This is a genomic window from Thioalkalivibrio sp. ALE11 (assembly GCF_000381205.1).
Classification (GTDB): domain Bacteria; phylum Pseudomonadota; class Gammaproteobacteria; order Ectothiorhodospirales; family Ectothiorhodospiraceae; genus Thioalkalivibrio.
Genome location: NZ_KB906177.1, coordinates 37,366 through 51,496 on the forward strand (window position 1 = coordinate 37,366; position 14,131 = coordinate 51,496).

General features: G+C 57.6%; 8 protein-coding genes. All 8 read left to right on the top strand.

The features are described from left to right. Position 1: 1 nt before the first annotated feature. Complete coding sequence (locus F620_RS0112060) at positions 2-1,759, top strand: DUF262 domain-containing protein (RefSeq protein ID WP_026331450.1); 1,758 nt, start codon at positions 2-4, stop codon at positions 1,757-1,759. Beyond that, positions 1,749-4,379, top strand: a complete 2,631-nt coding sequence (gene pglZ / locus F620_RS0112065; protein WP_019570754.1) for a BREX-1 system phosphatase PglZ type A — start codon at positions 1,749-1,751, stop codon at positions 4,377-4,379. Before F620_RS0112060 ends, pglZ begins: the two co-directional genes overlap by 11 nt. Before the next feature lie 81 nt (positions 4,380-4,460). Continuing rightward, a complete protein-coding gene (gene brxL / locus F620_RS0112070) occupies positions 4,461-6,548 on the top strand; it encodes a protease Lon-related BREX system protein BrxL (protein WP_019570755.1) in 2,088 nt (695 codons plus the stop codon). 269 nt (positions 6,549-6,817) lie between these two features. Further along, entirely contained in the window at positions 6,818-8,386 is a 1,569-nt protein-coding gene (locus tag F620_RS15170; RefSeq protein ID WP_155987014.1) for a hypothetical protein, read from the top strand. Continuing rightward, on the top strand, positions 8,383-12,237 hold the full coding sequence (locus F620_RS15175; RefSeq protein WP_155987015.1) for a site-specific integrase: 3,855 nt from the start codon (positions 8,383-8,385) through the stop codon (positions 12,235-12,237). Before F620_RS15170 ends, F620_RS15175 begins: the two co-directional genes overlap by 4 nt. A gap of 399 nt (positions 12,238-12,636) precedes the next feature. After that, positions 12,637-13,509: a hypothetical protein gene (locus tag F620_RS0112090; protein ID WP_026331452.1), complete on the top strand. Its 873-nt coding sequence runs from the start codon at positions 12,637-12,639 to the stop codon at positions 13,507-13,509. A 143-nt stretch (positions 13,510-13,652) separates the two neighbouring features. Next, the gene (locus tag F620_RS15180) at positions 13,653-13,808 is read left to right on the top strand and encodes a hypothetical protein (RefSeq protein WP_155987016.1); all 156 of its coding nucleotides are present in this window, start codon (positions 13,653-13,655) and stop codon (positions 13,806-13,808) included. Positions 13,809-13,978: 170 nt separating this feature from the next. Next, positions 13,979-14,131, top strand: a 153-nt coding sequence (locus F620_RS14880) for a helix-turn-helix domain-containing protein (RefSeq protein ID WP_196802048.1), incomplete at its 3' end; no start/stop codon positions are given.

Below are 14,131 nucleotides of genomic sequence, written 5' to 3' on the forward strand. Positions count from 1 at the left end.
TATGTATCAGGCAGGCGGTACTATCGCGTCACTGATGGATCAAGTGAAGAGTAATGATCTGATTCTTCCAGCGATTCAGAGGGAGTTTGTATGGAAGCCTGAGCAGATCTGTAACCTGTTTGATAGCCTTCTTCAGGGTTACCCGTTTGGAGTTTTTCTTTTTTGGCGTATACAGCCTGAGAACCGGGATAAGTACCAATTCTATGAGTTTGTGACGGCATATCATCAGCGTGACAACCCTCATTGCGAACCACTAAAAGATGTCCCCGACCGTGAGCTTGTTGCGGTTCTCGATGGCCAACAACGGATAACCGCTCTGAACATTGGTCTGCGGGGATCCTACAGTCAAAAGACGCACGGAAAGTGGTGGTCTAGTTCGGATGCATTCCCCTTGAAAAGCCTTTATATCAACCTGCTTGGTCAGCCGAGGGAAGAAACCGGTAGCCGGTATCAGTTTGAGTTTCTAACGGCTAAACAGGCTGCTGATCGGTGTGGGGATGAGTATTGGTTTCTTGTTAGTAGGGTGCTAGAAGAGGACCGGGATGACCTGAACGACGAACTCAACGACAGTTGGGAGGGTGGCAGGGAGTCCTTGAAGTTTGCCCGGAGTGTCCTCAGGCAGCTGGTGACCACTATCTTTGACAAAGATAAAATCGCTTACTATGAGGAAAAAGACCAAGATCTGGAAAGGGTTCTGAATATTTTCATCCGCATGAACAGCGGGGGAACCATCCTCTCTTATTCGGACCTGCTGCTATCGATAGCCGTCGCTCAATGGGGTAGCCTGGACGCCCGAGAAGAGATCCGTTCGCTCGTTGATGAAATGAACAAGACAGGGGACGGTTTTTCTTACAGCAAGGATCTCGTTCTGAAAGCTGGGTTGATGTTGTCAGATATTGGTAGCGTGGGCTTCAAGGTCGAGAACTTCAATAAAGACAATATGGCGATTCTTGAGCGTAACTGGTCGGGTATTCGTCGCGCTCTTCTGCTGGCGGCCGAACTATTGGCGACTTTTGGATTTAACTCCCAAAACCTTCGAGCAGATAGCTCTATTTTGCCCGTTTCCTATTACCTCTATACGAGAAAGCTGGGTGAGGGCTATTTGTCCCGATCGGAATTTTCGAAAGATCGCGAGGCCTTAAGGTGTTGGTTTATTAGATCAATGCTTAAGGCGTCTGGAATCTGGGGTAGTGGGCTCGATACGCTTCTTACTAGCTTGCGAAGGGTTCTAAAAGAAGAAGGGCAGTCAGGATTCCCTGCGGAGAGGCTGGGTTCCGTGATGGCATCCCGAGGTAAGTCACTTTATTTTGTCGATGAGGAAATCGATGAGCTGGCCGAACTGGAGTATGGTGGAAAAAGGACCTTTGCTCTTCTTTCGCTCCTTTTTCCAGGATTTGATTTTTCGCGGCATTTTCATGTGGATCATGTTTATCCGAAAGGGTTGTTTTCCACGGGGCAGCTAAGAAAAGCAGGGATTCCGGAGGGTAAGATAGAGGATTTCAAGCTATGGGCAAACCGGTTGCCGAACCTGCAATTGCTTGAAGGTACTATTAATAATGAGAAACGCCGGAAGATGCCGTCAGAGTGGTATGAGGATGCTTGGCCCGACCCTGAGGCACGTCAGCGTCACCTACACTCTCAAGGAATAGATTTCTTGCCTGATGATATCAAGGAATTTGAGGCGTTTTACAAGCAGAGAAAAGAGATACTCAAGAAAAGAATCGAGCAAGTAGTCAATAGGAAGTCGGATGGACATTAAACAGCTGCGCCAAAGCTTGTCGCAATCCTTCGTCAGGGAAGGCAACCGTCTCGTCTTCTGGTATGACGCCCCGGGCGACTTCGGTGAAGTGCTGGATGACCTGTCCCTGGATGGCGTGCAGATCCTCAATATGGCGGGGCAATCCACATTGGGCGTGAAACTGCAGCTGGAGCTTCAGGAGTCGGATACGCCTACGCTGCTCTACTTTCCCTATTCCGAACCAACGCCGGAAGATGACTGGCTGCTGGACATCAAGCTCTACTCCGGGCGCTTCTATGCGGATCAGCTCTCGATGGTCTTCAAGGAGCTGGGACTCACGCGGCATTCGCTTCGTGAGCACCTGGCTCAGCGGCAGGCGTTCCTGGGGAGCCGGAAGCGGATCGAGGCGTTAAAGCGTTTGGTGACACCGAATATGGACGAGGATGGCCTTGATCTGGCCATGGCCGCAGCGGTCGTGGGTGCGCCTGCAAACGAGATCGCGACGTTGCTGTTTCACCTGGGCGATGAGGCGGTGGCTGAAGAGACCGGGCTGGAGGGCGATCCCCCTTCGCTCGTAGAGATGTCCAAATATGCTCTGGTACCCAGCTTTGTGAGGGGGCTTCAGCAGGAGGTAGGGTACCCCGCCAGCGAGGCGGAGCTCAGCGGTGAGGCAGCGCTGTCGTTCGGCCAGCTGATGCTGCGGCTGCTGACCACCGGGTACTGCGAGAGCATCTCCGAGATCCCTGACTGGGCGCAGAGCCATGCAATATCCTCGGCGAATGCCCGGGCTACCTCGCGGGCGCTGCTCTCTCGCTGGCGGGATAGCTCGCGTTTCTACCCGGCCTTCGATGTGATCTCCGCCTGGGTTGCCGACGCGCTGCGCATCGAGGACAAGATCCGTGATGTGCCCGTGGAGCGTCTGGTCCACGTGGCGACCTTTGAGGCGGTCGAGAAGCAAATCATCGTCGAACTTTGCCAGGATATCCCTCAGGCTGACGAGCGCGACCTGGAGATGTTCCGCGGCATCATCGCCGAGCGCCTGGATGGCTACTGGGCCTCACGTCACAAGAACGACGAGCGCCGGGCGCGCTATCGCCAGCTCTATGCCGCGTTGAGCGCCGCCATTGACCTGTTTGCCCTGCGACAGCAGCACGCCAACGGTTTCCATTACGAGAGCGTCGAGGCGCTCTACCATGCCTACAGCACCGAGCTCTACTGCTTCGATACCGCCTATCGCCACTACGCGGTGGCCTCCGACAGCACCGGCGTGGAGCTGCTCAAGAAGCTCGATGAGGCGGTGGAACGCTGCTATGACGAGTGGTTCCTAGGCCAGCTCACCCGGAACTGGAGCGAGCGCATCGACGCTGAGGGGCGCCTACACGACTGGACACTGCCGCGCATCCCTAATCAGCAGCACTTCTTCCGCGATGTGGTGCGCCCGCATTTGGACCCCCACCGTAACAAGCGCCAGGTGGTGATCATCAGCGATGCCTTTCGCTATGAGGCCGCCGAGGAGCTGCGAGAGCGCATCAACGCCAAGCGTTACAGCGAAGCGACCCTGAGCAGCCAGCTCGGCGTGGTGCCGAGCTACACCACTCTGGGCATGGCCTCATTGCTGCCGCATCGCGAGCTAAGTTACCAGCCGGGCAGCGACAGCGTGCTAGTGGATGGGAAGTCCAGCCAGGGCACCGAGAACCGCAGCCAGCGTCTGAGCGCTGCCGTGGGCGGTGAGGCCATGGCCGTGACCGCTGATGAGGTGAGGGGCTGGTCCCGCGAGCAGGGCCGCGAGGCGCTCAAGGGCATGCAGCTGGTCTACGTCTACCACAACGTAGTGGATGCGCGAGGGGATACCGCCAGCACCGAGAGCGAGACCTTCGCTGCGGTGGAGGACGCCATCGAGGAGCTCGATACGCTCACCCGCAAGATACTCATGCACCTCAACACCAGCACCGTGCTGGTCACCGCGGACCATGGCTTTCTGTTCCAGCGCCGCAAGTTGGATGCCACCGATCGGACCAGCCTGACCGAGAAGCCGGTCGGCGCCTTCAAGAGCAAGAAGCGCTACGTACTCGGGACGGCCCTGCCCGACAACCCCAGTGTATGGCACGGCCACACGCGCGAGACTGCCGGAACCACCTGCGAGACCGAGTTCTGGATTCCCAAGGGTGCTCACCGCTTCCATTTCGTCGGCGGCGCTCGTTTCGTGCATGGCGGTATCATGCCCCAGGAGATCGTTGTGCCGGTGCTCACCGTAAAGCAGCTCCGCGGGGAAAAGGCGGCGAAGCGCACCAGCCGAAAGGTCGAGGTGATCTCGCCCAGGGCCTCGCTGAAGATGGTCAACAATATCCAGCGTTTCGACCTGCTGCAGACCGAGGCGGTCGGCGAACGGCTCCAGCCTGTCACCGTAGCAGTAGCAATATACGAGGGCAGTGAGATGGTATCCAGCGAGGAGACGCTGACCTTCGACAGTACCAGCAGTGATATGAATGAGCGCATGAAGTCGGTGTGCCTGTCGCTTTCGGGAACCGATTTTGACCGCAAGCGAGATTACGCTCTGGTGCTGCGGGACAAGGATCTGGGCACCGAGCTGGAGCGTTACCGGGTGGTCATCGACCTGGCGATCACGGATGATTTCTTCTAGGGAAAGCTTCCTGGTCGTGTCCAAGCCTGATCGCCCCCGCCTGGCGACACGGATTCACCGCCTATTTCTGGAGCCTCTGTCGTGACCCTCAGTATGGACAATGATCCGCAACCTGACCTTTCCTCCAGCGGTCCGCTCGAAATTGAGGCTGACCTCGATGCGCTGCTGAACACCCATTTCGATGGCCGGGTGGTGCGCAAGGATCTCACCCAGCAGGTGAAGGAAGGCGCAAACGTTCCGGTGTATGTCCTCGAGTACCTCTTGGGTATGTACTGCGCCTCCGACGATCCGGGGGTGATTGAGGAAGGGCTCAAGAACGTGAAGACCATTCTGGCGGACAACTACGTCCGGCCGGATGAGGCCGAGAAGGTCAAGTCGCTGGTGCGCGAACGTGGCAGCTTCAAGGTCATCGATCGTGTGACGGTGCGCTTGAACGAGAAGCACGACTGTTACGAGGCGGCGTTCAGCAACCTCGGAATCAAGGATGCTGAAATCTCAGCCGGCTTCGTGAAAGAACACGAGAAGCTGTTGGTGGGCGGCATCTGGGTCATCGCCACCTTGAGCTATTACCACGAGGAAGGGCAGCGTGGTTCACCGTTTGGCGTCAGCCAGCTCAAGCCGATTCAGATGCCCCACATGAACATGGACGAGCTGTTCGAGGGGCGTAGGGCCTTTTCCACCGTGCAGTGGCGAGAGTCCCTCATCCGGTCCATCGGGATGGAGCCGGCCGAGTTGGATGAGGCTGTGCAGTGGCATCTCCTCGCTCGGATGGTTCCTTTCGTCGAGAATAACTACAACGTCTGCGAGCTGGGTCCTCGCGGCACCGGTAAGAGCCATATCTACAAAGAATGCTCTCCGAACAGCATCTTGGTGTCTGGTGGCCAGACTACGGTCGCGAACCTGTTCTACAACATGAGCTCGCGGCGTATCGGGCTTATCGGCATGTGGGATCTGGTTGCATTCGACGAGGTTGCCGGAATCTCTTTCAAAGACAAGGACGGGGTGCAGATCATGAAGGATTACATGGCCTCAGGTTCTTTCGCCCGCGGCCGAGAGCAGATTGAGGCATCTGCATCGATGGTGTTCGTTGGCAATATCAACCAGAGCGTTGAGTCACTGGTGAAAACCAGCCACCTCCTTACGCCATTCCCCGAGGCGATGATCGACGCCGCGTTTTTCGATCGATTCCATAGCTACATCCCCGGCTGGGAAGTCCCGAAGATGCGGCCGTCCTTCTTCACCCAGCGGTATGGCTTCATTGTCGACTACCTCGCCGAGTTCCTCCGGGAGATGCGCAAACGAAGTTTCGCGGATGCGATTGATCAGCATTTCAGGTTGGGCGATAATCTTAATCAACGCGATGTCATTGCGGTGCGCAAGACGGTGTCGGGTCTTCTGAAGCTACTGTTTCCCCATGGCGAATACGCCAAGGACGACGTTCGCAACTGTCTGGAGTATGCCCTGCAAGTACGCCGCCGGGTGAAAGAGCAACTGAAGAAGATCGGGGGTATGGAGTTCTACGACGTCCACTTCAGCTATGTCGACAAGGAGTCTCTTGAAGAGCACTTCGTATCCGTGAAGGAGCAAGGCGGGGGCGGACTGATCCCTGAAGGCCTCGGCAAGCCCGGCGTGGTCCACACCATCGGTCTTAGCGACAAGGGTATGCCTGGCGTTTATCGGATCGAACTCCAGGTAACTGCCGGAAACGGCAAGCTGGCCATGTCCGGCCTGTGGAACTCCAGTTCGGCTAAAGAACAGGTGAAGATGGCGTTCGACTACTTCAAGGCGAACGCAGGTCGAATCAGCGGTACCGGGAAAGTGCTGGAGCACGATTTCCATTTGCACGTGGTGGATCTCCAAAACACGGGTGTTCTACGTGACCTCGCGCTATCGAGTCTCGTTGCGTTTGCATCTGGTTTGCTGGGCAGGCCACCGCAAACCCAGCTGGTGGTCCTTGGCGATATCAGCCTCGGGGGTAGTCTCAAGCCCGTGGAAAGCTTGGCGGAATGTCTGCAAGTCGCGTTCGATGCAGGCGGCAAGCGGGTGACTTTGCCGATGACCAGTGCAGCAGACATCGCAACGGTGCCTGCTGAGTTGTTCACCAAGTTCCAGACTAGTTTCTACTCGGACCCTGTCGATGCGGTCGTGAAGTCACTGGGGGTCGAATAGTTGATGGGTCTCTGAAGAACGGCGTTCCTAAGGCATCGGAGGTTTCGATCTTAGTTGGGAATTGGCGGAATGCCGCGGGTGAAGCGGGAAGTATTAGGCACGAAGGGTGCCAGTGGTGGTGCTGCAATAATGGATAAAATAACTTTTGAATAGGGGCTTTGCCGGCCTTCCATTGTTGGTCGGACAACCGTGTTCAACTAGCGGTTTTTCTGTGTGCATTGGGGAAGCGCTCGGTGCACAATGAGGATAGCAGAGAGTGAGCGCTTCCTATGCCCCAGCTGTCCGTAATCCTCGATGCGATGCAGCACCCTGACTTTTCGGATGTCGCGCAGACGATCGCATCAGTGTGTCGGATCGACAATGACTTTCCCGGCGACCGGAATCTCACCGAAACGCTCCTTCAGGCCGTCGAATCTCCTCAGTGGGAAGAGCATCTCGCCACCACCCGGCGCCACTGGTCCGAGGCGTTACGCGGGATTGCGGAGCAAGGGCAGCAAAGGGGATGGCAATTAGCGGCGGGGGATACACGCGGAGGAAGTGCGAATCCACTTTACGGCCGCGTGAGTGAATATGCTGTCGCGTCGTTCCTTCTCCAGCGATCCCATCCACAGATTCGGGCCCAGGCCGAAGCGCTGCGCAACTTATACATTGCGGCTCTTTTATCGGACCCCCGTGCCTGTACGGCGGAAAGTGCGGATGAGCTACGTAAGGCGATCGCGCCGAAAAGCGAACACCGCGCGTTCATCAGTGGGTTCCCCGTTGAGCAGTCTCCTTATCCAGCCAATGTGCAGGCCCTCAAGGATCACCTGACCACCAAGATCGAGGCTGGGATCCCTGATACCCACGAGCAGATCGCCAGGCATGTCCTCTCCCTGATTGGTGCGGTGGGGCATGCCAAGAAACGATCCGCAAGGAGTGGCAAGCGAAAGGAAACTCAGGGTCCGACCCAGACGCCTCGTCGCAAAAGGCGTCGAACAGCGGCGCCAGGCTTGAGACCGCCGGCGGGCACCGAGGTCGTCGCCCGACGAGTCCCAACACCCTCGGATCCCGACTCGGTTGAGCCTCCTCAGGAAACATATACTGCGCTGCCCGTGGACCTCCATGATGAGGATCAGGCGGAACCGGATCTCTCTGATGCCGTGGCGGATGCCGTTGCGCGCCAATCGCGGCACTGGATCACTCGCCAGCAACGGTTGGTGCCGAATGATCCTACTCGATTCACTCCTCACGAACGACGGCGTCTTGTGACGACTTTGATGTCGGGTATGCAGGAGGATTCGAGGCTGGCGGCGGATGCGTCCGCGGTGTTGCTGATGTCCTATGTGACGGGCCAGTTGATCGAAGCGGTGCTTGAGTTTCAGGTTGGGCCGACAGGGGACTTGAGGGACGGAGGCATCTACCGGCGCGAGGTGAAGCTTCCGGAAAATGGCTATCGTCCGCCTTCAGGCCTGCAGGATTTCCTCGAGCCGGTCGCAGAAGAAATCCAGCTGCCTTTGCCGCAACCCTTGGAGGACTGGTTGACGTCAAGGTGTGCGGGCCACGAGGCACCATTGATAGAGAGCCTGGGATATTCCCAAGCCGAGTTGATGGCCGAGACTCGGCAACAGCTGAAAATCGCGCGTGATAGCGGCCGATACAACCGTATCCGTCTCGAGCGGATTGCGGCTGCGTTACGCCTGGAAATCTCGCTGGAGACGCGAGACTCCGTTGCGGTTCACCAACTTTCAGCCAAGCGGACCGACGCACCCCCGATCCTTTCCTACTATGTGCCCCACGACGTCGACCATCTGGTGGATCTTTATTGCCTGGTCACCAAAAGAATGCTGGACCGGTCATGAATGAAGGCATTACAGGCTACTACCCGTCTCGGTCTGCTTTTGAGGCGCTTCAGAGGGCTCTTTCTCACCGATTACGCGAAGCCATCGACCATAACGAGTCGGTGGTGATTCGCCACAATGCTTACGTCGATTATTGCCTCACTTTGCTGTTTCTGGCTTCTGGGCACCGGCCCGTAATCGATCCTTTCCCCGATCTGGATCTCTTCTCGACGAAGCTCGGGCTCCTTCTGATTTCCGATAAGGTCGTTGCCGATGAACGGGAATGGCGCATGGTTGCATTGCCGCCGATTGCTTGCGGCCAGCTCAAGGCTTATGTCCAGCACCTTAAGAAAATGCCCTCGAGGTTGCTGGCCGAGACGCGTGACGCCCGCCTGCCGAGTGAGATTCGAGACCTTACGGACCGTAATCGCGCTGGTCTCCCACTGTTTTTTTACCTGGAGGCCGATGGGAGGTCCTGGCGGCGGGCCTCACCCAGCGAACTGGAAACCCGACTAGCGGATTCTTGGCCCCTGCACATCGGTCTGTGGCGGCATGCGACAGCAACAGAAATCTTCAGGCAGACACGCCGAGCGGACTGGGCCGAACTCCAACTGGGTCACATCGAAGGATTGGACCACCCCCTCGGAAAAACTTCTACAGTGTCGGTCCTCGATGCCTTGCAGCCCATCGCTCAGGCATTGGAGGAGGCGCTGCAGCGGTCTGGTTGGCAGTGTGTTCCACCGCCGCTCAAGGCCTCTCCCCGTGCTGAAACCGCCTGGCGTGAGGTGGACGGCGATGCTGTCCCCACCGGCTCACCTTACCCGCCTTTCGGTCACCACCGCCGAAGGATGGATCGAGACAAGAGGCGCGCCCGAGCGGCACCGATCGTACGCCAACTACTCTCGTCGATGTTTGATGAGGGGGCGGGGCGTCCATCTCGGCAGCAGATCGAGCTTGCCTGGTCGGAACTGTTGGCGTTGGCCAAGTCGCACGGCATCCCACCTGATCACTGCATTGCGGTGTTCCATCGCTACATCCGTCGTCTACCCGGTGGGTCCGATGCACTCCGTCGGGCTCGCCCGGTACGATCATTGACCCCGGAACCTTCGCCCTTCGCGGAGGATACGCTGCGCCGTTACCGGCGCCTGCAGCGACTTCGACAGGCCTTCGTCGAATATCTGAAAGGCAAAGGCAAGGAAGGGGCCAGCTGCTCTGTGGCACGCCGCATCGCTGAAATCAGGCTCTCTGCCGCTCTCTTTTCGGGGCTCTTCCCCCAGGACCGACAAAATAGCCTCCAGCGCGCCCTTCCCTCGAGACTCTACAAGATCGAGCAGCAGCTATTCGTTGACTTACCCCTGACCGAAGCCGAGAGCTCGCCCACCTATCGCTGGTTCCCCGATCCGGTCAGCACGCACTTGCTCGCGGGCCTGGCGAGCTGGACTGCGGCCGACGACATCCCGCGATGGCCCACGAATCCGGAAATTGCGAAGGCGCACGACGCCCTCCTCAATACTTTGGAGGCTGGGCTCACAACGAAAGGTCTGGCTGGGCTGGTCCAGAGCGGTCTGACTCTCGAAATGCCCGGGCTCGTCGCGGCGGCGGTGACCGGGTCTGTCCCTTCCGTATCTCTGCCTCTGCCGCAATGGGTGCGCCTGCATCGAGGGGAAGCCCTCCATGAGTCGGTGCCCCCTGCTCCCAGTACCCCGGAACGGTCATTCGCAGCAAGCGCGCCATCGGTCGCCACAGCGGCCGGTAAAAGCCGAGCCGGCGAAGGAGGCCGCTTCCTATCCGCACTTCGTGCGTGTACGAGTCAAGTTCGAAGGCCTGACCCGGTCGGAAATGTCCGACCGAACTCAGCCCAGAAGGCGGCACTTGCCGCGCGTATGGAGGAATCCTTCATTCATGCTCCGGGCTGGTCGCAGCTGGCCTTTTCAATCGCCAGCTGGGGGATAGCCTTGTGCAAAAGAGGTACCCGATCAAAGGCCAATCTGGCTTACTCCACGATCACGAAATATCTGATGACTGTGGCGACCGCGCTTTATGCAAACCGTCAATATGGAGAGTTTCTATCCTTGGACTCTCTGCAATACGAGACGATCTACCTGGATACGCTGGTCGATGCCCCCGGCGGAAAAGCCGATTACCTCTTCGGGCGCCTTCTGGAGTTCCACGATTACCTCTTCGAGGCGTACTCTGTCGATGAGCCCGATTGGTCCGTTGTCGCTGCATCGGCCGGTCGCAGCATGGAGACTAGATATTCCGACGCCAACCTGCTGACGGAAGAAGAATATCTACGGATTTTTCAGTGCCTGAATCAGCTTTCTGGTCTGAATGAAGCATTGAGAACCCAATACGCCGTTCTTGTCTTGCTCGGATACAGGTTTAATCTCCGTTTTTCGGAGGCGTGGCGCCTACAGTATCGTGATTGGCAAGGTGACCAAGATTTTTCCGAAGTATTTCTCACCATCCGCCCCAACGTTTTCGGAGATCTGAAATCGCGTTCGGGCGTGCGTGTCATCCCGTTGTTGGAGTCGCTAACAGAGGTTGAAGCCGGAGTTCTGCGCAAACTGCTCGATTCCTCAGAGCAGGCATTCAAGGGTGATCCGTTGACACCCTTGATGGGTATGACTGCTGGAACGCGCGAACTCATTGGGCGGCATGATGCGACCCAAATGATCCACTCCGTGATGCGATCCGTGCTGGGCGATTGGCGGATTCGCTATCATCACCTACGCCATACATGGGTCACACGTATGGCTGAGGGTGTCCTGCGACCCGATGGCCCAACCCTGCTGAGAGGGCCGGACCAGAGTATAAACGTGGCCGTGATGGTCGGTGATGAAAAGGGGCACCCGTTTCGGTCGGTCACGACTGCAGTCGGGCATGCGAGTGAGCAAACGACGATTGCCTCATACGTCCACTGTTTAGATTCCGTCGCGGCCGAGTGGAGTCAACGACGAGCGCCAAGCCTGCCGGAACCGGCAGCAGCATACGCCCTCGGCGTTTCCGACTCGACTCTCCGAGTGCGTCATAACCGTGGGAAGGGCAATGATCATAGATGGATGCTCTCTTCCGTGGGTACTCCGGATGTTCAAACTGCTCCGTACGGTGATTGTGACGATATTCCTGATGGCGCGGCTGTCGATTCGGTTACACCTATGGACGTCTATCGCATCGTCACAGAGTACGCATATAGCGACTATGCGATCGCCCAAATTGCTGATCGACTGATGATGAGCCAAGAGACTGTTCAAGCCGTAGTTGCCGCAGCGAACGCCCTTGAGCGGGAATCGGGTTATGAGCGTTACAGACTTTATCGCCGTTCCAGCGACCCCATTTTGTCGACAGTCCCGAAATCAAAACGGGATGCGCCCAAAAGGCCTTCGAGACAGGAGAACCGTCGAGTGGAATGCCTGTTGGACCGGATGTGCGCACAAGACCTTGCGGCTGCCGACTGGCGTGAGTTGCGACAAGGGACGGAAGCGTGGATTCACTCTTTTCGGGCTCCTAATTTTCTTTTGGTTACAAACTTGTCGGACCTGCGCGCCTTGCGCGACTTGATTCGACTCGTTGATAGGAGCGTTACGTGTAGCGTTCTCGCCCCGGATGATGGTGTAGAGAGCCTAGATGCTGCGAAGATTGAAGAACTGGGTCTGGAATTCTTGGGTTACGCTCCGTTGCCCTTGTCTGCTGCTGGGGTTGCCTCAAGACGAAAGGCGCGCGTATGCCTCAGTCCGGATCTGGCAAATAGCGAGTCGTGTACGCACCAGACGCTGCATCGCGCCCTATATCACCTCGCCGTATTTGTGCGCGTCCGTGTTGGGTTGAATTGGCGAGAGGCGACCGGGGTGGTTTTGCAAGGTGAGTTTTGAACCGGGAGGATTGTCCGGTGGGAGGTACGCTCTTGATCCTCGTTGGGTGAGCCGGATGTCGAATTGCATTCGGTCGTGATATTGACTCTGGCTTTGGACTGTGAGACAAACGTGTCTGGCGCCTCAAGAAGGTGAAGGCTGTTCCCTATCAGCGAGCTGCAGGATACGGGCAGTCTATTGGCTGGGGCTAGGGTGGTCGGCAGAGCCAGCCAAGCGCGATCGATGGTAGGACTTCATTCATGATCCGGTAGAACGTAAAGGCGTCGCGCTCCATCGTATTGCGCAATTCCACATGTCCCAGTGATGGTCGGGACATTTTTTCGGGATAACTTGGGATCCCCTGGCTATGGCCTCACATAGCCGGTGGGGGACGTCTTTATATCGAAGAGGGATTGCGCGATGGGCAAGGCTCAAGAAGAGACCTACTACGTAGTGGCGGAACAGTACGTGATGGACTGTCGTGCCACGGACCTGGATGTGGTTTACAGCGATTCAAGGGCCCGGCGACAGCTGCAATTGTGCAGAAAGACTATGGAGCCACTGCTCATGGCGTGTCGCGCCACGATAAGTGCTGCGGAAGGCGACGAGTCGGCGGTGCAGCTCGAGGATGTCGTTCGCGAGGGAACAGCGCTGTACCTGGCAATAGTGCTATATGCTCGCGACTGGATTGATGGCGGCGAGACAGTAGGGGCGGAACTCCGAGACATGATCCGATACACAGCGGAGGCATTAGCGCTGTCTCAGTCTCATTCGCGTCCCTCCGATGTCGTGATCGAGGGTGGAGGAGGGTCGGTACGAAGGATTAACAATCGGGTCGTGCAAGCGCCGCACTACGTCGCTCGAGCCGCGGACGCCATAAGAAAAAACGCGAATGGAGGTTCCGGTCGGAAAATCGAGGCCAAGCTCGTGCTTGGTGATGGGGAGGGGGTGGAAATCGTCTACATGGACGATGCGAGCGTTTATCTGGGCGAGTCTGAGTGGAGGGTGAACGACGTCTCGGTTAAGCACGTCGACAACGAAGACGAGACAGCGATATTGATCTTCTCGCATAAGTTAGAGGGCATGGAGAGCCGGCGGCTGACCTTTACGTATAGTAATGATAAAATAAGAGAATGGCTTCTGGAGGCGCAAAAGGCTTGGGCGACCGTGTCCATCCATTGGGTTCCTAGGTGCAAAAAAAGAAATGGCCATCTCCGCATCGTAGGAGGAGAGGTGCGAGAGATAGGGGCGGCATCGCAGCGACATATCGAGGAGGTGCTTGCGGGTGAGTAGTGATGGGGCAGAGGCCCAAGCGAGCACTGAGGGCCAATCGGTGCCAGGTGTCGCGTGATTCCATACCGCGAAAAAAGACACTACTGGTTCTTGCCCGGGAGTGGATGAGTAGTGTGCCGGATGAGGGAACGGGATTTGATCGCATGGTAAGGACGATCCAATTCAACGCACGCACCACTCCCCGGATCCTGCAGAGATTGCAGGATGCGCCGGCCGGCGCCTGCGATCCGGAACTGGCCCGGCGCGACTGCATCATCAGCCGCATGACGGTGCGGAAGGAGCGCCGTCGGCGCGCCTAGGTGGAAGACCGGACTCATCGTCCGAAGACGATTTCGACGGCAGAACAGGAGCCGATCGTGGTCTAGGTGTCAGGTCTCGCCTGATTGCATACCGCGAGAGAAGGCACCCCTGTTTCATGCCCGGGAGTGGATGAGTATTGTGCCCGATGAGCGAACGGGAGGCTGACCGCATGGCGAGTACGATCCATTCCAACGCCCGCACCACACCCCGGATCCGGCAGGAACTGCAGGAGGCGCCGGCCGGCGTCAGCGACCCGGAACTGGCCCGGCGCTACGGCATCAGTCGCATGACGGTGCGCAAGTGGCGCCGCCGGCGCACCGAG

Bases quoted from the DNA above. Each gene is read 5' to 3' on its own strand.
- F620_RS15175 (WP_155987015.1), top strand. From the start codon at position 8,383: ATGAATGAAGGCATTACAGGCTACTACCCGTCTCGGTCTGCTTTTGAG.
- pglZ (WP_019570754.1), top strand. From the start codon at position 1,749: ATGGACATTAAACAGCTGCGCCAAAGCTTGTCGCAATCCTTCGTCAGG.
- F620_RS0112090 (WP_026331452.1), top strand. From the start codon at position 12,637: ATGGGCAAGGCTCAAGAAGAGACCTACTACGTAGTGGCGGAACAGTAC.
- F620_RS15170 (WP_155987014.1), top strand. From the start codon at position 6,818: ATGCCCCAGCTGTCCGTAATCCTCGATGCGATGCAGCACCCTGACTTT.
- F620_RS15180 (WP_155987016.1), top strand. From the start codon at position 13,653: ATGGTAAGGACGATCCAATTCAACGCACGCACCACTCCCCGGATCCTG.
- F620_RS0112060 (WP_026331450.1), top strand. From the start codon at position 2: ATGTATCAGGCAGGCGGTACTATCGCGTCACTGATGGATCAAGTGAAG.